This is a genomic window from Paraprevotella xylaniphila YIT 11841 (assembly GCF_000205165.1).
Taxonomy (GTDB): Bacteria; Bacteroidota; Bacteroidia; order Bacteroidales; family Bacteroidaceae; genus Paraprevotella; species Paraprevotella xylaniphila.
On record NZ_GL883887.1, the window covers coordinates 151,077 to 173,093 of the forward strand.

Sequence of the window (22,017 nt, forward strand, 5' to 3'; positions counted from 1 at the left end):
CTTGAATATGAAAAATATTAAATTATTGCTCGTCTCCATGTTGGCAGCCGTTTTCTCCGGCTGTATGGACCACCATGACGACCCGACTAATTATACATACGGAAATCCCGCCGTGGGAGAAGCCAATACGACTATCGCCGACTTAAAGACAAAATATGCCGGCATCGTCAGCAGCAACAAAGCGGAAGAAGTACAAGAGGACCTGGTCATCTCCGGAGTCATAGTAGGCGATGACGAATCCGGCAACATCTACAAGAACCTGTATGTCAATGACGGAAGCGGTACTTTAGTAGTGGGCATAAACGCCACCGGACTGTATGCGTTCTTGCCCGTAGGACAAAAAATAGCCATCAACTGCAAAGGGCTTTATGTAGGCGGCTACGGCTCCATGGCCCAGTTGGGTGCCTTGTACCAAGGCAAGATAGGCCGCATGCCGGAATACACATGGAAGGATCATGTCAAAGTCATCGGCCAACCAGACCTATCTTACCCCGAACTGGTTCCTATGGAAATCGACGAAGCCTGGCTTTCTTCGGCCAATAAAGCCGACGCTGCATTCTTTGTCAAGATCAACGATGCGGAATTTGTAGAAGCCGACGGACTGACCCAATATGCTCCGGAAGCAGAAGGCGACGGAGGAAACGGTGTAAACCGTACCCTCAAAGTCGGAAACACCAACATTCCTTTCCGCACCAGCACTTACGCCAACTTCGCCACGAATTACATGAAGATGGGAAAAGTGGACGTCACGGGATTACTCACCCAATATAACGGCGAATGGCAACTCACCGTACGCACTTCAAGAGACATTCAATAAAAAGCATTCACCAACAAAAACGAAACAATATGAAAACCAAAAGTTTTATCAGCTTATTATGCCTGACATTAGGCGTGTTCCTGTTCCAGGCATGTAACGACGTCCCTGCTCCTTACGACATACCGGGCAAGGGAGATGCCAACAGCATATATGGAACCGGTTCCAAAGAATCTCCCTACACCATCAAGGGGGCTGCATTGAACCAAAACGGCGGTTACGCGTGGGTAAAAGCCTATATCGTAGGTTACATCCCGACTGGCGACAATACTTCTTCCACGATTTCCGACATCGTATTCGGAACAGAAGGAGCCGGCACTACCAACATCGTGATTGCCACTTCGGGCGACAGCAAGGACATCAACAACTGTATGGCCGTACAGCTCCCGAGCGGCGACGTACGTAACGCACTCAACCTGCAAGCCCATCCGGAAAACTTAGGCAAGGAAGTCATGCTCTATGGCACCATGGAGAAGTACTTCGGCAGCGCCGGGGTGAAAACCGTTACTGCCGCCATCCTTGACGGACAGGAGATAGGTGACATGCCAGAAGAATCAGGCGAAGCCATCTTCAGCGCAGACTTTTCACAATCGCTTGGCGACTTCACTTCTATTTCAACATCTGGAACTCTTGAATGGTATAATGATTATTCCAGTGCAATGATTACGGGATATAAGGACTTTAATGGAGACGGTGAGAAAGAAAATCAAGCCGGAGTAACCTTCCTTGTCGGTCCGGAAATAGACCTGTCACATATTGAAGAAGCGTATGTCGCTACTAACATGGCCATCAACTATGAACGTGGTGACCTCAATGCTAACAATTCCATTCTTATCAGTAAGAATTACACAGGAGATGCAAACAATGCGACGTGGACACAATTAACGTATGATACAGAAGGACTCAATTCTGACTTTACATTCAAGAATAAGAAAACAGCTATTCCTGCTGAATTAATGGGTGGAAAAGTCCGCATTGCTTTGAGACATACTTGTAGCGATACTCAATCTTCGACATGGGAAGTAAAGAAAATAGAAGTAATTAAAGGAAAGATTGAAGACACAGCTCCCGAACCTCCCATAGAAGGAGAAAACCTCCTCAAAAACGGTGGCTTTGAAACTTGGGAAAACGGTGTGGCCACAGGTTGGAAGTCAAGCAACAGTGCAGGAAATGCCACCGTTACCCAATCTACCGACGCCCATGCAGGAAGTTATTCAGCCATGATAGAAGGATCAACCGATGCGAACAAGCGTCTGGGCAGCACGGAAATAACCTTGAAAGCCGGCACGTATGCTATCAAAGCCTACTTCAAAGCCGTAGATGCCAACGCCAGCATACGTTTAGGATACGCTGTAAACGAAGCTGACGGAAGCATTGCCGGAGGAGATAGTTACAAATATGGAGCATACGTTAATGACATTACCAAAGATACATGGGTAGAAGCCACCCACGAATTCACATTGGAGGCAAATACCACAGTAAACTTGGTGGTCATGGTCGGCAAGAATCCTGGACAAAGCGTCCTCATAGACGATTTCTCCTTGCAAACTAACGACGGGGGAATCATCGAAGGAGGCAATCCGGAACAACCGGAAGAACCGGGAGATGCCATTTTCTCCGAAAGTTTTGCTAACGGCATCGGTAGCTTTACCACAGCCGACATCACCGGAGAACAAGCCTGGAACGCAGACACCCAATACAAATGCATGAAAATGTCGGCTTATGCCAACGGAACGTCTGTAAAAAACGAAGACTGGCTGATTTCACCGGCTATCGATCTGGGTAAAGCAAGAACACTGACTTTCGAGCAAGCTTTCGGCCCTTATAACAAGAGTATGGACAACGCCAGCCAACTTTACACCGTATGGGTATCCAATAACTATTCCGGTGACGTGACAACTGCCACATGGACACAAGTGACCATCAACTATCCGGCAGAATCCGGATGGGCTTTCAGCGACGCGCAAGCCACGCTACCGGCCATTGGCGCACAGGCTCATTTGGCCTTCAAATACAAAAATGCCGACGGTGACGAGACTTTAACGTGGGAAATAAAAAACGTAGCCGTCAAATAAAGTAAATAATCATCCAATCAGAAACAGAGGATGTGTCCTTTCAGACACATCCTCTGTCCATCTTAAAACAGGAACAATGAAAAGAATAGCCATCTTATCCGGTTTGTTAACCGCAGCCCTTATCTTTACCGCCTGCAACGACGACTCTTCCGATGGAGCCTCAGGCGACACCACGAACCAAAACGCCAACCCTTCGGTCATCCCCAATGCAGCCAATCTCGAGATGCCGAGGTTGGACGACCAGACAGGCGACATTTATTCCCATTACGTGACCTACAATGGTACGCGAGTATTGAACTACACCGTAGATTGGCATAAAGAAAAAAAGCATTCACGTTGGGTGGCTTTCATTTTTACCAATACAACGGCGGGCACTTCCTGGAACCGCAACAACTGGAAAGGCACAGAATGGAACGGCACCGTATGGGAGGGGGATCCCTTCCAAGCCGACCCGGATATTCCGGCCGGAGAGCGCACGGAACTGGAAGACTACCGGGGAAGCAGCTACAACCGGGGGCACCTTTGCGCCTCGGCCGACCGGCTGTTCTCCAAAGATGCCAACGGGCAAACCTTTTACCTGTCCAACATGAGTCCGCAAATGGGACGGTTCAACCAGGACGACTGGGTGGACTTGGAAGGTCAGGTACAAAACTGGGGGCGCAACAGTTCCTTTCGTGACACGCTCTTCGTCGTGAAAGGCGGCACGATTCTCGACGGCCAGATTAAAGCATACACCCGAAGCGGAATGCCCGTCCCGAAGTATTATTTCATGGCCTTGCTTTGCAAGAAATACGCAGGTGGACAAAACACTTACAAGGCCATCGGATTTTGGGTGGAACACAAGTCGTATGGCGGTAACCCCGACCTGCGTAGTTGGGCCGTAAGCATCGACGAACTGGAAGAGAAAACGGGCATCGACTTCTTCTGCAACCTGCCCGACCGGATAGAGACACCTGTAGAACAAACTTATAATATAGAAAGTTGGAACGGATTATAGCCGAAAATATTCCGCAGAAAGTTTGGTGGTTCTGAATAAAAGGCTTAACTTTGCACCTCGTAAATCAGACCATTACACATATAGTTACCAACTATAAGTTGAACTGACAAAAAATTATAAGACAATGAAGAAAGATATCCATCCTGAGAATTATCGTCCCGTAGTGTTCAAGGACATGAGCAACGGCGACATGTTCCTTTCACGTTCTACTTGCAAAACGAGCGAGACCATAGAATTTGAAGGCGAAACCTATCCGGTAGTGAAAATTGAAATTTCCAGTAGCTCTCACCCTTTCTACACAGGCAAGAGCAAGTTGGTGGACACGGCAGGTCGCGTAGACAAGTTCATGAGCCGCTACGGAAAGAGCCGCAAATAAATCGGGATTCCATATTTTATCGAAAAGATAAAAAACGGTGTGGTGACAACAGTTTCCACACCGTTTTCTTTTGCACAGAAAGGAGACACACCGCAGAATGAAGTCGCATTTTTTCGCCATTTCCTACCCCTGAGGAATAGGCTTCAAAAGACCGTGATTTCATTCTGCGCCAAATGAAAAATCAATCACAGCAGAACGAAAAATCAATCACAGCCAAACAAATTTCCGTTTGGCGCAGATTTTTCCTAAAAGATATAATCAGCTAAAATACAATATTTTAATCTTCAACTCGTACAAACCGCTTACCTTGCCACCCATACACGACAGGACGTAAAACTTTCTTCATACGCTCCGCCTCATCCTTATCCACCTCGCCGGGCTGCAAAACAAAAGTCAGCCGCATATCGTCCGGTTGCAGGGAAGCCGTCACAAAGCGCATGTCCTGCAAATGCTGCAGACGTGCCACTTCCTCCTTGTCCACCGAATCGTTCGTTTCCCAAAAATCGGCATACACCGGACGGGACATCCATTTCTCTTCAGGCAATGTTTCCCAATCCGGTGTGTAAAGGGCTACCTTCGTCTCTGCCATCGGTCCGGAATAAGTACGTGCCACACAAATATAATACAACGTGTCCGCCGACGGCAAAAGCTTCATCTCCACCCGGCAATTCTTTGTCAGCTGCAATTCGAGATAGTCCACCGTGAGAGCTTTCAGTTCCGTGTCGCCATCGAACCGGTTGTGCACTTTGGCGGCCATGGTGTTCTCGATGAAGTCGATACAATCCAAACGGTTATTTTTCGTCATGATGCCCAACACGCTGTCGGGCATGGCGGCAAACACGTCGCGCATCTTCTGCGCCTGAAGAGCCTGTCCCAATGCCAACGTTATGACAAGAGGTAAAAAACGTTTCATACATCCATTTTATTTTACGGGCACAAACTTAGTCATTTTTATCGACATTCCGCACCTCACACCTTATTAATAACATCTCTTCACGTTAACGGGAACCCAAATAAAGGAACACCATCCCGAGCAAGACCAACACCAAGTCCACGGCCTTGCTCTGCAAGTTCTTCTCGCGGAAAACCATGGCTCCGAAAAGGAACGAAACGATTACACTGCCGCGGCGTACCATGGAGACAATGGAAATCATGGCACCGTCCAGGCTGAGTGCATAAAAGTAAACGAAGTCTGCCGCCGACAGGAAGAGCGAAATCGGAAGGATGCACCAATCCCACCGGAAAGGCGTGGTCTGCTTCCTGCGCGGCCACCATAACAGAAGCATCATGACGCCCATCATCGCCAACTGGTAGAGATTATAATAACTCTGCACCACCATGCGATCCAACCCCACTCCCCCATTCTCCGGCGAGGCCATCAGATATTTGTCGTACAAGCCGCTCACGGCTCCGAGCACACTGGCCAAGACGATGAAATAAATCCACTTGTCATGCCGGAAGTCGATACCTTCTTTCTTGCCGCTCCGGCTCAACATGAAGAACGACAGCACAGCCAAGGCCACACCCGCCCACTGATAAAGGTTCAACCGCTCGCCGAAGACCAACAGCGCACCGACGAGCACCATGACGGGGCGTGTGGCATTGATGGGCCCCACTATCGTCAACGGCAAATGCTTCATGCCGAAATAACCGAATATCCATGAAGAAAGCACGATGCAGGACTTCAACAGGATGTACTTCTGCGCCCCCCAGTCGGTCGGGGGGATATAAAACAAGCTGCCGGTGTCCGTCATTCCCCATGCCGAACCGAGAATGAACGGCAGGAAGATAAGGCTGCAAAACAATGTATTGAGAAACAAGACGGGAATCACAGCATTGCCTCTCAACGACTTTTTCTTGAACACATCGTAAAAGCCCAACAGGGCGGCGGAAGTAAACGCCAGAATCAACCACATATATCTCTTTCTTTTCCGTTTCTACTCTATACCATGAAACATTTGTCCGGATAGGCCACATCCACCAAGAAGAGGGCGTTCCCCGGCATGGACTCTCCCGCACGGCAACGGTCTTTTCCTTCTATCACCGCCCGAAAGCCTTCCGGCGTAAGCTTGCCCCGCCCCACTTCGACGAGCGTACCGACGATGGCACGCACCATGTTGCGCAAAAAACGATCCGCCTGGATTTCAAAACGCCATTCGCCTGGCGCAAGCTCCGTCCAACGGGCTTGCATGATACGGCAGTTGTTGGTCTTCGTATCGGTATTCACTTTGCTGAAACTGGTGAAATCGGTATAATCGAACAATGCAGCAGCAGCTTCGTTCATCTTCCCAAAATCGAGCATCTGGTACAGACGGCAGGAATAAGCCCGCAAGAACGGGGACTTGCCGAAATGCAGGTAATAATGGTAGGTGCGCGACAAGGCATCGAAACGGGCATGTGCATCGGCTGCCACAGGCACCGTCTTGTAAATGGAGATATCCGGCGGCAACAGGCGGTTGAGCTTGTCCGTCAGCCACCTTCCGTCAATCCGTCGCACAGGGTCATCGGCATACTCGAAATCGAAATGAGCCACCATCATCCGGGCGTGTACTCCGGTATCCGTCCGTCCCGCTCCTGTGATGGACACGGGCTGCCGCAAGAGGGTGGCCAAAGCTTTCTGCAACACCTCTTGCACACTGATACCGTTGGGCTGAATCTGCCAACCGTGGTAACTCGTGCCGTCATAAGCCAAATATAGAAAATATCTTTGCATCCGTCTGAACACTTTCACAAAGCCAAGGTTATTGCGGGAACAAGTCACAAAACCCTTGCTTGTTAAATTGATAGTACATTTCGATACGTTCCGGCGTATCGTTTTCAAGCAACAGAAGAAGTTCTTTGGCAAATTCAAGCGTTGCAGAACCGTTGGCTGTTACAATCCTATTATCACTGACTGCCGGCGTATGGACGTAACCTTCGAAATGGGTATAATGGTCTCCTCCCCAAAGCTTAAGTTGCTCCAAACCATTCCCGGTGTGCCGGACATGATTAAGGAAACCACATTTAGCCATGAACGATGCGGCATTACATATCGCCCCTACCACCTTGCCTGCCTCAATGGCCTTACCGACAATCGGTGCGACTTTCTCTGCAACCGGTGTAGTCCATCCGAAACCGCCAATCAGCACCAACGCCGCATAGTCTTCAGGCATCGTGTCAAATGAATAATCCGGTATGACTCGGAATCCGCCTATCGACTTTACCGGCTCTAAAGTCGGAGCCACAACTTTATTAACATATTTCGGGTTCTCTTTCAAGGCAAACTCGTCGGAAGCAATGGCTTCTGAAAGATATACCATCTCATGTGCCGCATAATCGGGCAAAAGGACATATAGGACTTCCTTATTCATATAGTCGTATTTTCGTTCAACTGTATTTCTGCAAAAGTACGAAAAATGCAGTTTATGCAGAACGACAAGAGACTCTTTTTACTCCTTTTCAATGAAATAAAAACAGTGGCAGTTTTATTTCTCCTCTTTCTCATGAGCTTTGTACCCAAAAGAACAATACGTAACGAAACGCCACTTTGGCTGACTCGCTACGTATTGCTCCAATGTATCATGCCGGTATGTGTTTATTTCACAATATAATAATCCGGCCTCAAACCCTTCAACGCATCTTTACGCTTAGCCTTACGTAGCCAAATGCCGCCCAAAGTGTACACATCCACCCACTCGTCGGGATTCTCCACCCGGATTTGCCGCACACCGTCGCCCGTACCGTAATCGCTCATCTGTATGTCGTCCACGTTGATTCGCTTCGAAGAGGTTCCCGTCACGCTGAACTTCAACCGCACAAGCCCGTCTACGTCCAATTTGTAACCGTAACGCTTCCACTCTCCTTTGTTGAAAGCTATATCCTTTGCCACAGGCAGCCACGTCATCCCCCCATCCAAAGAATAGTCCACACTGAGCTTTACGCCCGTATCCTTCTCACCATACAGCCCGGCATAGAACCACAAAGAGTCGCAACCCTCCGTCTTATCCTCCATCATCTCCAATTCTGTCGTGACACCAGATTTGGCCTGCATACGCACGCTCCAATCATCGTTTTTCCTGTCGTCCGCCAAACCTCCTATCAAGGTCTGCGCCATCCGCCACTGCGCGGCCACACACGTCACCTGGCCTTCCTTATAACTGTTTTTAAAACCGGTCTCGAAGGTCTCGAAAAATGCCTTTTTCTGATCCACCTCTCCCGAAAGGCTCACGATGATGTCTTCCGCCCCTGGAGTGGACAGCACCATTTCGCCTTCTGTCATCCCTTCCTCAGGCATTGCCCCCATGCGCACCATGAGACGTTGTTCCGTGCCTTCCACAGATGCCTTTGTACTCCATTCCTTACCGTCTTCACTCACTTCAAACGGAGCCTCTACCGTGGCTGTGGTCACATATTGGTCTACGCCTAAAGCCGTGACCGTCACTGTCTGCGGGAAAGAAACCCGTCCGGGCACAGACGTGAAATGCAATTCAGAAGCATCGGCCGTAAACACAGGCGTGACCTCCGGCATACGGACTTCCACCTCGTTGGAAACCATCGCCTCTCCGCCCTCTCCGTCCGGAAGGCTTACCGTATAATAATAAGTCGTAGCGGGAAGTAGCCCTTCCACTGTGGCGGAAACGCCTGTCAATGTTTTGGGATAGCCTTCAAGCATCTGCTGTTGTCCACTCTCATCCTTCGTATAGACAGCCAACGTGTAATCCAATCCCTCTCCCATGTCCATCCACGAAGCCGTAAATCGTTGGGCATTCACCGTACAAACCACATCACGGGCCGGATAGGCAGGAATACCGTCCACATACTCTACCCTCAGGGGATTCCGGTGCTCGAAACCGTCGCCTTTCAACAGGAGTACAGCCTCGTGCACCCCGGCTTCGGCAGTACGGCAACGTACCGTCAAGGTCACACCCCGGACGATTTCGTCTTCCGTCAGCTGTGTCTTGTCCGCCTCAAAACCGGACTGCCCGAAATCCAAAACCAGTCCTCCGGGTAGGTTACGCCCCCGAATGGTCAAACGGCCCTCCAATCCCTTGGACAAGGCTTGCAGACCGAAATCCACCGTCTCCCCTTCTCCGGGCACAAACAACTCGGGGTTCGTGGATGTGCGGTCGATATAAAAAGCATAATCCGTACTGTCTCCCCAAATATAAGAGGCCAACTGCGGATAATCCACAAAGGGATTACGGTTTCCCTGAATACCGGACACGGCTTCGTTACGCTCACGTTCCACGTCGTCCACAGGGTCGGCTTCGCTCCACGCTAACAATAGGTTGCTCACCCAAGGCCGCAAAGTCGGATAACGGTTTTTCTCAACCATCAACAAACCTTCTGTCGTCTGCCACAAATCAGCGTAATCCTCATAACAAGTAGCCATATAGAAGTAAGTACGTGCAAAATCTCCTTTCCACTCATCTGCCGGTTCCCATACCGTAATCAACGAATCCGCACGATAAGACGCGGATTTCCCGACACGGGTCACCCCGTTGTCGAAAGCGGGCGTTTCCGTGACCACTCCAATCGGGTTGTTGCTTTTCCTCCCGTTGGCCGTTCCGTCACTGGGAAACAGGTTAAACAAATCGCAATAGGCGTTGTTCACCGTATGCCCCCACCAACTGTTGGCAAAAGAATGCTCGATGTTCATGCCTTCCACGGCATTCAATCCGTTGAACCCGCGAACGACGTCACTGTAGCGGTCGCGCACCGTTCCGTCCGGCATACGGTCGGTCACGACAAAGCCCGACCAGGTATAACCTTCGCCCTTCCCGCCATAGTCCAACACGCTCTCCGGCTGTATCAACTCATGAAGCGCGGTTTTCAACTCCGACTTCTTCAGCCCTTCCACCGGCCTGTAATAATCCTCCTGTCCGTAAGCCATCAGCCCACAGCACGCAAGGCACCAGAATTCAAGTAGTAACTTCCTCATAACTATCAGATTTGCTCAACAACAAATATACAATAAAAAATAATCGGCAAGCATAATCCAGCATAAAAAATCATATAAAATCTGTATCTGGCACAGTCCTCCACAAAAAAACAACCAAACCCGAACTTTCCATATAAAAGTTCAGGCTTGGCTGTTTTTACGCTTGTTTACGACAAAGCTTATTCAGCCACAGGTTCCGTTGACTCCGGTGCCTGATCAATAAGTTCCATGAACTGATCCAACTTTGGCGTAATGATGATTTGCGTCCGGCGGTTACGCATCTTGCCCTCCGGAGTGTCATTGGAAGCCACAGGGTTATACTCCCCCCGTCCTGCAGCCGTCAAACGCTTTGGATCCACCCCGTATGTATTTTGCAAAGCCTGAACCACAGAGGATGCACGCAATGTACTCAAGTCCCAGTTGTTGCGGATATTAGGACGCGAAATAGGATCGGTATCCGTATTACCCTCAATCAGCACCTCATACTCCTTGTAATCCATGATGATTTTGGCAATCTTGCTCAATGTCTCACCAGCGCGCTCGCTAATTTCATAACTACCCGACTTATACAGCATATTGTCTGCCAAAGATATATAAACTACGCCTTTCAACACCTGTACATCCACATCTTTCATTTCCTCACGGCTCAGCGAACGTGTCAAGTTGTTGGTCAGCACCATATTCAAAGAGTCTGACTTATCCTTTGCCTCCACCAACTGTTTGATAAACTTATTGGAAGCATTGATTTCGTCTACCAACTTCGAGATATTCACATTGCCTTGAGAATTCTGTTGGATACTCTTGTCCAACGAACCTTGCAAGGCTGCGTATGAAGCTTTCAGCTCGTCGTTCGCCTTCTGCGCCTCGGCCAAACGCTCCTCTAAACTCTTGGATTTCGTACCGCAAGCCACCAGTTTCATTTTCGTATCCTGAAAGGACTTGTCCAATTTGTTATAGTCCGTCTGTAACTGCGCATACTGTTTCTTCGTCACACAACTCGAAAACACCAAAGTTCCCGAGAGGAAAGAAAACATAAGAATCGATTTGTTCATAACCATATATTTTTTAAAGTTTATCCGTATTTATAATAAAAACGACCGCAATTTACGCAAATTCAGACGAATCCATTTTCCTTATTATATAAGTATAAGATTTCCCACTATTTTTTAAGAAAATACAACTTGCAATTATTCGCGCAGATACTCAGACATGGTATTCCGGAATATGTTCCCATAAAGGGCTTCATTGTAGACCGACACATGGGAACCCACAGTGTTGCGAGCCAACTTGTAATACAAATCACGCAAGGAAATCGAAGGATTGGCATCAATCGTCTCCTGAAAAGCACGGGTAAAACCATTGGAAAGCCAGATGTTCATTTCATAATCCTGCACGTCGGCTTTCGAGGTCTCACCGGCATTGGCCGCTGTCATGAACACGACACCGGGAATCCCTTTGCAAGCTTCGGCCATACTCCCCCCGTAACAAGCCTCCAAAGCCACGAACATTTTCCGATAGTTCCCACGCTCATAAGCCTTCCGTATCATCTTACCCAACTGCTGTCCCCGCAACATCTCATATCCTTCTCCCCAATTCAACCCATTATACACACCATGCCCGCTCCAAAACAGGAAAACATTGGTATGTTCGTCTCCCGTCACCACATAAGGCGTACGGCCTCCGGCCTCCCCCGCAAGGATAGCCTCCAAATCTTCCGGTTTCAAATCATCCAAACGGTAATCAATGCGTATCCCGTCATACACATTCCCACCATCCCGGTGCACGCGGACTACTCCCGGATACAAATTCTTGGGATTCCAGGCAATGTCATCCTCCGCCACCAAAATGATATGGTCGTCATCATAACCGTGACGTTTCATCAACTGGTACATGGCATACACATCCGCCTGATGACGGTAATTCGCCCAACCTTCGGAAGCCGCCACCAAAACGCACCAATTATGCCGTAAGGAAGGATATGCGGGATCTATCGCGTTTTCGTCAAAACTCTCCATCCGGGATGCCGCCCAGTTCCATCCGGCCAGTGTGGAAGAAGTCCGCCTGCTGCCGTCCGTAGACAAATAATCCCACGTATGGAAACCGTCTTCCGGCGTATAACTCCAATGTGCATAAGTGGAATGAAGGACGGAAGTATATTTCTCCTCATCGAAATCCCAACTGCCGGTCACGCCCACCAGATTCGGATAAACACCTGATTGCAACAAAGCAAAAGCCTGCCGCATGTCATCTGCCATCCAACCGCCATCATAGGCCGCACGCCCGTCTACCACACGCTTCAGAGCCTCATTCAGGCCAGACTCCGGCTCCCATTGCAGGGCCGTCAGACCATAAGCCAAGAAGACCAGTGCGTCATACAGATGGGACTCGCCATTCAAGGGTTCATCCCCATATTTCACCTGATAAACTGTGGGAAAACCGGAAACAGGATCAGCCGCCAAAGCCATTCCTCCCCAATTCAGCCCCGAAGTCAAACGTCCTGACAAGGTCGGAGCATAAACCATGTCTGAGCAAATCAAATTGATACCCCTCAGTTTCCATTCAGGATGAATCCGCACCAAACTGTCCAACCACACGGCATCTTCCGTACGGGACGGTGCGAAAAGCAAAGTCTGGAATACATCGTCATGCCTTAAATCCTCGAAACGCGCATTAATCTTATCCAAAGCCACGACCATGTCCTCCGGTGTGGAATAGGTATAATTACCTTGTGACATCAATCCCAATTCTACAGCCTGGAAAGTAAACCAATCTATAAAACTTTGCCCATAGTCATCTTCACGGGAAAGGAGATACACATTTTCAGCCCCGTCCATCAACGCCTGGGTCAGCATCACCTCACACTGGCCTATGTCCGATTCGGACAAAGCCCACAGGAAATCCTTTCCTGCACAACTACGTTGCAATTCCACGGACGAGGCTGTTGGGAGTATCAAAGTCTTACGTCGTGCCCCGCAACAGGCGGAAGCCATACGGGCTGACGATGAATGATAAGGTCCTATCACGGCTGCCACGTCCGAATCGGCAGCCACAGCCTTCAGATAGTCCTCCAAATCAGGAGCATTTTCATCTTTCCACTCCACTTTGAGCTTCACTTTCCGGGACAATCCCCTTTGAGCCTTTTCCAAATCCTCCATGGCCCAAGATACGACTCTCTCCCAACGGCTTTGGTTCTCACCGGGCATGACCACGGCCACGCGGTATTCTTTCACCTCTGCCCCGCTGCCTTGTACGGCAGGTTCGTCCTCGCAAGCACCGCACAGCCCGCATGCCAGTGCAAGGATGCCATATTTAATGCTTTGAAGTTTCATATTCCTTATCTTTTTCAACGGCCTCCGTGCGGCAAGCCTCTACCATCGTGGCCATATTATTATCCGACAATCTGGGACTGACCACGATGTCCACCCAACCGGAAGACAGACCTAACGTCTGGCTCACAGGCCATTCTTTGCCTGCCACCCAATCCCCCAAATACATCTCCATCACCCCGTCCATCTTACGGATGACCGAAAAGAACACGGCCGTAGTGATGGAAGAGCAATCCACATCCATCCCGATGGTCGGTGTCCAAAGCACCTCACGGGAATACCGGTACACCCCGGCAGCCGACCCGCCCAACAAAGGATATACCATCCAATAACCCTCGCCTATCCGGTCCAACATACGGTAAGCACTGTCGGGCATGGCAAAACCTTCATAACCGTCAGCCAAATAACAAGTACGGCAAAAACGACCGCCTTGGGCATAAAATCCATCCGAATAGCCCCTGATGGCTTCTTCCAACACCGGTTCATCAGGCATGGCGGCCAACACCAATGTGGAATCCAACAGTTCGGAATCCCCGGAAGACAGTCCAACCACACTTCCAGCCCAATAGCTTACACCATACATGGAAAGATTGAACGTATATACCCCTACAGGATAGTCCCCCCCTTTCGTCTCGAACAGCAAGACTTTTCGATGGCCAAGCGGCCCTCCTTTCAGGGAGGGAAAATCACGGTATTCGCTTCCGGCCAACACCAACAGGTCGTTCTTCCCCTCTTTCTCCGGCTCCGCCAACCAGTCCTCGTAATCCTGCAAAGCCGCGTCAATGGACAAGGGGGTCTTCAAATGGAACTCCACCTCATCGCCATATACATCGAGGAAACGGCACACGCCTTCGAATATCTTGTCATTATATCCGTTGTCTCCCAATCCATTGGGACTGCAAATCAAGGTAAGCCTCCACTTTTCCAACCCTAAAGAAACATCGTCCGGTCGCCAGGTTTCATCTCCCGAACAGGCCACCAAAAAGCATCCGCCCCAAACAAGCCACAATAGCCTATGCAGATTCTTTCTCATACATCACCTGCGTTTAAGCTCATAACGGTTATTGTCAAACGCCCCATAACTAAAGTGCCTCATGGAACACAACAACAAATATACTCCTGGGACGTTGTATTCTTGTGTATCTATATATTGCAACTGGTATTTTTCTCCAAACTGTCCTCCTACATTCTTTAACCTGTAACCATAGAACCAATACTCATGCCAATATTCAAACCACGCCCAATATTCCTTCACTGTCGTGGTCATATGAAACCCTTTTTCGCGCATTTTGTTGTCAAAATCATCCCTCTGCCAATCCGAACCGGACAACACATCTTTGTAAGCTTCATCCATTTTATGTGGACGTGTGGAAGTTTTTTCTGTGCTTTTCCTATTATGGAAACACCCTGCTTCCGTATAGTCAGGAAAAGCCAACAGCAGGCGAGCCAACAAATCATCATGCTTGGTAGTATAATAATCATACAATGAATTAAAATCCGCCTCAGAAGGGACATTGTAATAATTAACAACCTTACCACCATCAGTAGCCATTTCATCCTTATCATCATTACTATCATAAGACCAACCTCCGTCCAAGGTAAACAAGACTCCGTCCCTCCCGGTGTCATAACTGGCAATACAGACATAATAACGGTTATCTATTTTGTCATACAAAATATTACCTTTGGCATAAGGCGAACTGGCATTGTCGGGCCACAGCGTGGCAGGTATGAAATACAACTTGGTCATTACAGGCAAATCCACCAAATTGATGGTTAATGTAGCCAACGCCCCATTATCGCCACCTGGAGCAAAAACAAGGCTTCCCTGTTCTTGTAAATCCACTTCCAACACCCCGTTGAGGTCTACAGGCTCATTCGTAGTCCCCAATATGGAAGAACGGAAAAACTCCGTGGCTTCTTCCAAGTCGTCCATGCCCACGCTGAATTCCGTAGGCCTCGTCACATCAAGCACCTCTCCTATCTTAAAATCATAAGTGGCACTCCCATTCACGCTGTCCACCTCGCATAGGTTTTTGATGATTTGTTGCGCCTTCATAAAGCGTTCCCCCTCGGGGGTGGGTACCAATGGGTCTTTACCTTCCTGTGAAGTTTCATCCCCTTTCCCCACTTCTTCCTCTTCATTACAGGAAACAAACAGTCCAAGTCCGATTACCACATAACAAACTATCTCAAAATAATGCCAGATTCTCATATTTCCTCCATATTAATAATTAACTTCGCTCGTATTCCAAAAGAATTCATAATCGTCTTCCATGACCATACGGCTCTTCAAATTATCCGTACCGTCGCGTCCCAAATCAACCCCGGAAAGACGGAATGCCTCTTCGCTACCATTTATCTCTTCGCGGTAGTTCTCCACCTCTTCCGGCACAGACGTTTGCCAACGCCAGTTCGGCAAATCGGAAAACTCCTTATCCGTCGCCAAATAAAAATGTCCCAAGAACTTACGCGTCTGGTAATAGTATTTCCCAGTCAAAGTCCCGTCAATGCCGATACTTCCGGGCCATTCATAACCCAATACAGGATAGGCTTTCTGATATACCGTATTTTCGGTGGACTGCACCTCCAAGCGACCTGCGGTGAGGTAAAATTTCCCCGAAGGAAGATCCGGCACCGGTGTCACGACAAAACGACCGTGATGCCATGCCACACGGTAGGCGCGTCCCTGATACACACAAAGCCCGCCCGTCCAATCCATCGTACGGCCATATATCGGATAAGCCACGCTCACAGCTTCGTCCTTGCTAATCTCCGGCACCCACTCCCGGCACACCGTAGCCACATAACGGCCTGCCGAAATGATGTTTACCACGTATGGCGTCTCCACGCTCGTTTCCTTTCCCCCCATCTTGCACTGCACGGTATCGAATGAGGTAGGAAAAAACGCATTGGCAAAATGGTTGAACCCGAACACTTCGCTCAAACGGGAAGCCGTCCCCACGGCACGGGTCTCCACAGATTTCGCCACTTCGGGGTCGGGTATCAAATCCCATATCGGGCAGACTGCCATATCGACCATCTCCACATTGTTGCCTGCATAGTTATCTTCGTCATACTGTATGCTGCTTTCCCATTGTGCCAACAATTCCGGTTGCACCCGTGCATTGTTGAAGTCGGGATTGATTACGGCCTCGTTCAAAATGGAAATCCTGCCTCCTGACACATCCATACGGCTCTCCGCCGCATTGAAGACATCCTTGAAATTATAATTACTGCCTTCCGACTTCATTTTCTTGAAAAACAGGGCTATCGTGTTTTCACTAAACAACCCTTCTTCCTCGTAGGTGTCGAAGCTTTGTTGGGAGACCGACACATGTAAATCCAACTTTCCTCCCAAGGTAGCCGACTGCACGACATGGGTTCCGAACCGTACGAGGAAAGAATCCAACGCCATAATGTCCGATGGATGGCGGGACAAATCCTCGATGGCCTTACGGAAACTGTGCGTCAGAAGCTCCGGGTATTCTTTCACATAATATTTCAACTTTTCCGTTTCCAATGAACGTATGCCTTTAGGGGATATGTAAGACGTGCTCACATAAAAGTTCTTCTTGTTGACCACTTCAAATACGTCCATTGTCTTTTTCAAGGTCCCTTTGTAAAGGATTAAATCGGCACCCGCTTCTGCCTCAAGCTCCACGCTGTGCACATAATCCGACAAACTATACCCCGACGAGGTTACATAGTAGATGGCATGCTCATAATCAGAGTTAAGCAACCGGTCATTCTCCTTTTCTTCCACTTCTTTCAACATCTGGAGGTTGATTACCTGGCTCATTACGCTGTTAAAAGAACATTTCTCGCCATTATACCCTTCAAAGGAATAACCCACGCCATAATTCCGGATTAAACCTTTGTCAATGGCATCACGCGAAGTTTGGTCACGGCTTTCCTGCACCACGGTATAACATTCCGTCCGCCCGTCTGCCAACCTCAATTTAAGGTTTCCGCAACGGTGTGTTTTCTCATCATTCTGCTCCAAATACAAATAGGATTTTCCTTCCTTTGGGACAAAAGTCAGGAATCCTCCTTCCGTTTCTCCTGCCACGACATCGCGTACATCCACCTGTAACTCACGGTAACCTTCCGTTCCATCAAAGATAAAGTCTGCCATGGGAACATGGTCTTCACTTCCGGAAAACATCGGAACTTCTGGCAAGATGTCCTCAGAACAAGCTGCCAACATCCCACCCATACATATGCACAACAATATTTTTCGTATCATTTCTTTTCCGTATATTTAAAGTTGGACGAACGGAACAAACGTACCGGATAGAAATTATCATTTGCCGACTTCAAGGTTGTCGTGCGCAACTGGTAATCCGGTGTCAACACCAATGCCGCACCGGTCTGTCCTTCGCCCTTGCATGCGATAACACTATATTCATTTACATAATGAAAATCAAAAGAACCCAAATACTTGTCATCGTTCATGATGTCATACACTCCATAAAAACCGTCAAACTGCGCATCGAAACCGCTCAATTGCCCTTTGAACAGTACCTTTGGATTTTTATACACATAATTGCGCAAATTCATAATGTCATCAGTCTGGGGCAGATACCACTTGTCTACTCCAATAAATTCCTCGTTCATGTTCCTATAAGTAGGATCTATTACACCGAAAGTATTGGTATAATACCTATTCCCATCGAATATTTCATTCACCGTAACATTGCTGTATTCGTCATCCGGGTCGTCCGGCTCCCCCAAATAAATGCTGTGCTCCAAATTAGCACGCAACCAGTAACCCGCACCGATCTTCACGAAGGGCAAGCGGTCCGTCACGTTGTCTATCAACACGCAATAGGCATCTTCCACCGTGATGCCCCCATAAGACACTCCCGCATTCATGTCATTTAAATAGAGGTTACCATTAACATAATACAATTTCGTGATTTTATCCGTCAGCCCCATACCGTCTATGGGGTTCACATAAACTAACCCTCCTTCAAAAGCGATGTAGGAAGGAGGATTACCCTCTCCATCCCCAAGGAATATTCCACGGTTCAGGTTCGGCGACCCTTTCACCAAAGGATACATCACCGTAACCCTACGGTCTGCCCGGATATCCGGCACGTATTCATGGCAAATCTCTGCCACCGGTACTTTCCCGTGATACACCACCTTCACCAAGGTTGCATCATCCCCTGTGTCGAAACGGAGCATCCCGTCATTCAACTCAATCATGCAGTTATCGCCCTGCATGATATCCTTGTCATAATCATAATTGCTCTGCTTGGAGATTTCTTCCACCCGTTCGCGGATAAGACGAGCCAGTTCCGGCTCAAAAAACACCCATATCGGTAAAGTCGTACATCCTACAATGGTCAACCGTTTACGCAACTCCGCATCATTACGGTAATCCCCCTCCAAACTGTTCATCCAATCAGAGAGCAAATGTTGGTCTATTTGGCTCTCATTGCTAAAATTCTCGATGGATTTCCGTATTTTCTCCACGCATTCATTTTCTCCTGCCCGGATGGTAAAAGACTTCGAAGCACTGCAATCCGTGGAAATACTGGCATCTATCCGCGAAGTCTCTGCCGAAGGCTGTATCTTGCCATACACATATTTCGTCCGCATTTCCGTATAGGTTTGCACGTCCGCCACTTCTTTCTTCTGAAAGTCTACCATATACTCTATCATCCCTCCTAAATCGGCAGAAATAACAAGATGCGTCCCGAAACCCTTTAGCAACCGGTCTACATTTTCAATGGTGGGGTCATTCATGATTTTCTCGCGTAGTCGGTTAAAAGCCTCAGAATAAATGTCCTTCCCCCCGTTGGCCAAATACAGTAGCCCCGCCTCGTCCAAATAACGTGAAGCCACAACCTTGGACAAACGGGAATACCCATAGCACCGTTCTTCCACAGTCGAATAATTATTGGTCTTCACAAATTTGCCTACGGTCTTTTTCGACCCTGACAGGTTGCTTTTCTCTCTTTCCTGGGCTTCCGTAAAGGTCTGGGACAACTCGTCAAGCGAATACCCCGAATATATTTCTATTTTCTCATAGCTCCGGTTATCCTCTTGAATGAAATTGTCTCCCAATTCTGCCTCATACTTCAACAGCTTGTTATAATCCAGAATCGGAGCCACCAAGCTATTCTCACTCATAAAATCCTGCAATATATTGTATCCCCATCCCACACGGAAGTCTTGTGTCAATTCTCCTCCCGACAAGGCATTATCCTCCACGTCCAACCACCCGCACTGGTATATGGAAATCCCCACAAACTGTTCCGGCGAATCGGCATAACTCACCCTGATTTCAGCCCTGCGCCCATTATCACCGTCATTGGTTTCGACATAAAACTCTAAAATACCGTCTTCTGCCAAAGTATCAGAAGTGAGAGCCACCCAGTCAGCCATACATTCCACCACACATTTTTTGGGCGAGCGTATGCTCACATCATAGTACCGCCCCACGCGCCCCAAACTTATCTCAGCCTCGCTGACCTCTATTTGGACATCGGGTAAAACCAACGCATTTTCATGCTCTGAACAAGAAAACAAAACCATGTTTGCCAAAATCATGGCAAACATGGAAATCATGGATAAGCTCCTCACTTCACTTAATATTCTAATTAGTAATTACTAAAATCCACAATTGCCTTAGGATTATCCTTGTATTTCTTTACGATATAGTCCTGTACGATTACGGCAACCTCGTCGTCAAAGAAGCTCCATATCGGTGTCAAAGTCATTTCCACGACTTCGGCCGTATTATTCTTTTTATTGGCTCCGTCCATCACAATGCTATTCGCCCAGTCTGTGGCCAATTGATTCACTTCCGCACGTTTGACAGCCATCGTACTCGTCAAATATTTGGCCATCTCTTGCCCCTTAGCTACCTGCCCGCCTAACATGGTCAGATCCAAATTGGAATGGGACAACAACATCTCACCTTTCCGGATATAATCCGCATGTGCTTCTCCCGTAATGGAAATGGCAGCTTGTATGGACAGGCTGGCATCACCTTTTATTCCCATATTGTCCGCTACATCAAAACTATCTGCGTCCAACTTCATTGTCATTTCACCTCCTAAAGTAGTTCCTGTCACTACCACAGGTCCATAAGTCGCATCCAACTTAACTAAAGCCGCATCCAATTGTGCCTTATTGGCTGACGGATTCTCCGCCAATTCATTAATTTTGTCTCTCAAATTAAGGAAACCGATACTCAACATTTGCCGCTTTATTTTTGTATCCTCTTCTTCAGCAACATAACCTAACAAATCCGCATATCCCAAAGACGCTTCATACACCGGATAACGGCATCCCATCCTGTAAGTCACATTCGCATCGGCCACTTTCTCCCCACTGATATAAGCACCGGAAATATCCAGTTTAAACAAACCGAAAGATACGCCAATCTTCAAACTTACATTGATTGAGTCTAACTTATTGTCTATGGAATCATAACTTATAATCTTCACATCAGATGCTGCAATGGGGGCTTCCGTATATAAGCCAAGATCCGCATAAGGGGCATCTTCCCCATTAATAAGTTTTTTCAAGCCCGTCATTTGCACAACAGACTGCTTGACTTTTCGGTTTATGATGTCATACCCTTTACCGATGCCCTTATTATTAAATACATCATAAAATTCCACATCGTCATTTTCCGGCATGCTTTCACCATTCAACAAGTTAGTCTGACTCACCGGTATCTGGACTTTCGTGCCATTTTCAGTAACCAAGACCAAATTATCCGTACGGCTCTCTTTTGTCCCATTGTCTTCTATATAAAGCTCAACGGAAGCATCCCCCTTACCGGTTGGTGTCAACACGGTAATCCATTCATTAGTTTCAGGAACGGAAAGCGTCCATGCCTGCCCTTCCTCCACGTGAACGTTTAGTCTATAATAGCCGCCCAAACGATCTACATCCAATCTCTCCTCTCCAAAACCGACATGACTACCATGATTTTCATTTTCGTCATCACAAGAGGAAAGCGCATAACACAAACTTCCACACAATAAAGTAAAAAACAACTTTTTTAACAAACCTTTCATCTCTAATATTTATTTATTAATACAATCCTATAAAGCCAAACAGCTATAAACAGCTGTCTAAAAAACTTTTATGAGATGTAAAGATACAACATAATTTCAATAAGTCAACAATTGCCCCTCGTATTTTAACTCTTATTTTATAAATTAATAAAATAAGAAAAAACACCCTCACACAAATGAAAAATTCCCCCGCGCAAGGTTTTCGCCTTGCGCGGGGGAATACAAATTAAAAAGGCGACTACCTACTCTCCCACCTTGCGGGCAGTACCATCGGCGTGAGCGGGCTTAACTTCTCTGTTCGGGATGGGAAGAGGTGGAACACCGCTGCTATAGCCACCAAAATACGGCAGACATATCACACTGTATTGACTTTACTTGTTTACTGATACAAAACACACGCATCATAAAGAATATACCCCCGTAACCTGAGGCATGAAAGCTTTCGGGCTATTAGTAGTGCTCGG

16 protein-coding genes and 1 rRNA gene are annotated in these 22,017 nt (G+C 47.9%); 4 read left to right on the top strand and 13 right to left on the bottom strand.

The features are described from left to right. The first annotated feature begins 7 nt into the window (after positions 1–7). From HMPREF9442_RS14840 to HMPREF9442_RS14855, 4 genes are all read left to right on the top strand, one after another. Entirely contained in the window at positions 8–817 is an 810-nt protein-coding gene (locus tag HMPREF9442_RS14840; RefSeq protein ID WP_008630203.1) for a DUF5689 domain-containing protein, read from the top strand. Positions 818–846: 29 nt separating this feature from the next. Further along, complete coding sequence (locus tag HMPREF9442_RS16485; protein WP_008630204.1) at positions 847–2,889, top strand: DUF6359 domain-containing protein; 2,043 nt, start codon at positions 847–849, stop codon at positions 2,887–2,889. 76 nt (positions 2,890–2,965) lie between these two features. Then, positions 2,966–3,886: a DNA/RNA non-specific endonuclease gene (locus HMPREF9442_RS14850; RefSeq protein ID WP_008630212.1), complete on the top strand. Its 921-nt coding sequence runs from the start codon at positions 2,966–2,968 to the stop codon at positions 3,884–3,886. A 124-nt stretch (positions 3,887–4,010) separates the two neighbouring features. Further along, a complete protein-coding gene (locus HMPREF9442_RS14855) occupies positions 4,011–4,262 on the top strand; it encodes a type B 50S ribosomal protein L31 (protein WP_008630214.1) in 252 nt (83 codons plus the stop codon). A 277-nt stretch (positions 4,263–4,539) separates the two neighbouring features. Here the strand turns inward: HMPREF9442_RS14855 and HMPREF9442_RS14860 are convergent, their stop codons facing one another. The 13 genes from HMPREF9442_RS14860 to rrf form a co-directional block, all read right to left on the bottom strand. Continuing rightward, entirely contained in the window at positions 4,540–5,175 is a 636-nt protein-coding gene (locus tag HMPREF9442_RS14860; RefSeq protein WP_008630218.1) for a DUF3256 family protein, read from the bottom strand. A gap of 85 nt (positions 5,176–5,260) precedes the next feature. Beyond that, positions 5,261–6,178: a DMT family transporter gene (locus HMPREF9442_RS14865; RefSeq protein ID WP_008630219.1), complete on the bottom strand. Its 918-nt coding sequence runs from the start codon at positions 6,176–6,178 to the stop codon at positions 5,261–5,263. Between the two features lie 26 nt (positions 6,179–6,204). Continuing rightward, entirely contained in the window at positions 6,205–6,975 is a 771-nt protein-coding gene (gene truA / locus HMPREF9442_RS14870) for a tRNA pseudouridine(38-40) synthase TruA (RefSeq protein ID WP_008630220.1), read from the bottom strand. Positions 6,976–7,003: 28 nt separating this feature from the next. Then, positions 7,004–7,612 carry a DJ-1/PfpI family protein gene (locus HMPREF9442_RS14875; protein ID WP_008630221.1) on the bottom strand — a complete coding sequence of 203 codons (609 nt, stop codon included), beginning with the start codon at positions 7,610–7,612 and terminating at the stop codon, positions 7,004–7,006. A gap of 224 nt (positions 7,613–7,836) precedes the next feature. Beyond that, the gene (locus HMPREF9442_RS14885) at positions 7,837–10,182 is read right to left on the bottom strand and encodes an endonuclease I family protein (protein WP_008630223.1); all 2,346 of its coding nucleotides are present in this window, start codon (positions 10,180–10,182) and stop codon (positions 7,837–7,839) included. Positions 10,183–10,361: 179 nt separating this feature from the next. Continuing rightward, on the bottom strand, positions 10,362–11,234 hold the full coding sequence (locus tag HMPREF9442_RS14890) for an OmpA/MotB family protein (protein WP_172634418.1): 873 nt from the start codon (positions 11,232–11,234) through the stop codon (positions 10,362–10,364). A 135-nt stretch (positions 11,235–11,369) separates the two neighbouring features. Beyond that, on the bottom strand, positions 11,370–13,511 hold the full coding sequence (locus tag HMPREF9442_RS14895; RefSeq protein WP_008630228.1) for a C13 family peptidase: 2,142 nt from the start codon (positions 13,509–13,511) through the stop codon (positions 11,370–11,372). Continuing rightward, positions 13,492–14,541 carry a type 1 periplasmic-binding domain-containing protein gene (locus HMPREF9442_RS14900; RefSeq protein WP_008630230.1) on the bottom strand — a complete coding sequence of 350 codons (1,050 nt, stop codon included), beginning with the start codon at positions 14,539–14,541 and terminating at the stop codon, positions 13,492–13,494. Before HMPREF9442_RS14900 ends, HMPREF9442_RS14895 begins: the two co-directional genes overlap by 20 nt. Before the next feature lie 3 nt (positions 14,542–14,544). Then, positions 14,545–15,723 (bottom strand): hypothetical protein, encoded by a 1,179-nt coding sequence (locus HMPREF9442_RS14905; RefSeq protein ID WP_008630232.1) that lies wholly within the window; start codon positions 15,721–15,723, stop codon positions 14,545–14,547. Between the two features lie 12 nt (positions 15,724–15,735). Next, positions 15,736–17,646, bottom strand: coding sequence for an MAC/perforin domain-containing protein (locus HMPREF9442_RS14910; protein WP_157183545.1), 1,911 nt, complete (start codon positions 17,644–17,646; stop codon positions 15,736–15,738). 107 nt (positions 17,647–17,753) lie between these two features. Next, positions 17,754–20,090: an MAC/perforin domain-containing protein gene (locus tag HMPREF9442_RS14915; RefSeq protein WP_008630236.1), complete on the bottom strand. Its 2,337-nt coding sequence runs from the start codon at positions 20,088–20,090 to the stop codon at positions 17,754–17,756. Between the two features lie 32 nt (positions 20,091–20,122). After that, positions 20,123–21,553 (bottom strand): BACON domain-containing protein, encoded by a 1,431-nt coding sequence (locus tag HMPREF9442_RS14920; RefSeq protein ID WP_008630238.1) that lies wholly within the window; start codon positions 21,551–21,553, stop codon positions 20,123–20,125. Between the two features lie 229 nt (positions 21,554–21,782). After that, positions 21,783–21,894, bottom strand: a 5S ribosomal RNA gene (gene rrf, locus HMPREF9442_RS14925). Positions 21,895–22,017: the final 123 nt, after the last annotated feature.

What these genes read in the sequence shown, in the direction of transcription:
- HMPREF9442_RS14840 (WP_008630203.1), top strand. Translation starts at nt 8, where the DNA reads ATGAAAAATATTAAATTATTGCTCGTCTCCATGTTGGCAGCCGTTTTC.
- HMPREF9442_RS16485 (WP_008630204.1), top strand. Translation starts at nt 847, where the DNA reads ATGAAAACCAAAAGTTTTATCAGCTTATTATGCCTGACATTAGGCGTG.
- HMPREF9442_RS14850 (WP_008630212.1), top strand. Translation starts at nt 2,966, where the DNA reads ATGAAAAGAATAGCCATCTTATCCGGTTTGTTAACCGCAGCCCTTATC.
- HMPREF9442_RS14855 (WP_008630214.1), top strand. Translation starts at nt 4,011, where the DNA reads ATGAAGAAAGATATCCATCCTGAGAATTATCGTCCCGTAGTGTTCAAG.
- HMPREF9442_RS14860 (WP_008630218.1), bottom strand. Translation starts at nt 5,175, where the DNA reads ATGAAACGTTTTTTACCTCTTGTCATAACGTTGGCATTGGGACAGGCT.
- HMPREF9442_RS14865 (WP_008630219.1), bottom strand. Translation starts at nt 6,178, where the DNA reads ATGTGGTTGATTCTGGCGTTTACTTCCGCCGCCCTGTTGGGCTTTTAC.
- truA (WP_008630220.1), bottom strand. Translation starts at nt 6,975, where the DNA reads ATGCAAAGATATTTTCTATATTTGGCTTATGACGGCACGAGTTACCAC.
- HMPREF9442_RS14875 (WP_008630221.1), bottom strand. Translation starts at nt 7,612, where the DNA reads ATGAATAAGGAAGTCCTATATGTCCTTTTGCCCGATTATGCGGCACAT.
- HMPREF9442_RS14885 (WP_008630223.1), bottom strand. Translation starts at nt 10,182, where the DNA reads ATGAGGAAGTTACTACTTGAATTCTGGTGCCTTGCGTGCTGTGGGCTG.
- HMPREF9442_RS14890 (WP_172634418.1), bottom strand. Translation starts at nt 11,234, where the DNA reads ATGAACAAATCGATTCTTATGTTTTCTTTCCTCTCGGGAACTTTGGTG.
- HMPREF9442_RS14895 (WP_008630228.1), bottom strand. Translation starts at nt 13,511, where the DNA reads ATGAAACTTCAAAGCATTAAATATGGCATCCTTGCACTGGCATGCGGG.
- HMPREF9442_RS14900 (WP_008630230.1), bottom strand. Translation starts at nt 14,541, where the DNA reads ATGAGAAAGAATCTGCATAGGCTATTGTGGCTTGTTTGGGGCGGATGC.
- HMPREF9442_RS14905 (WP_008630232.1), bottom strand. Translation starts at nt 15,723, where the DNA reads ATGAGAATCTGGCATTATTTTGAGATAGTTTGTTATGTGGTAATCGGA.
- HMPREF9442_RS14910 (WP_157183545.1), bottom strand. Translation starts at nt 17,646, where the DNA reads ATGGCAGACTTTATCTTTGATGGAACGGAAGGTTACCGTGAGTTACAG.
- HMPREF9442_RS14915 (WP_008630236.1), bottom strand. Translation starts at nt 20,090, where the DNA reads ATGATTTCCATGTTTGCCATGATTTTGGCAAACATGGTTTTGTTTTCT.
- HMPREF9442_RS14920 (WP_008630238.1), bottom strand. Translation starts at nt 21,553, where the DNA reads ATGAAAGGTTTGTTAAAAAAGTTGTTTTTTACTTTATTGTGTGGAAGT.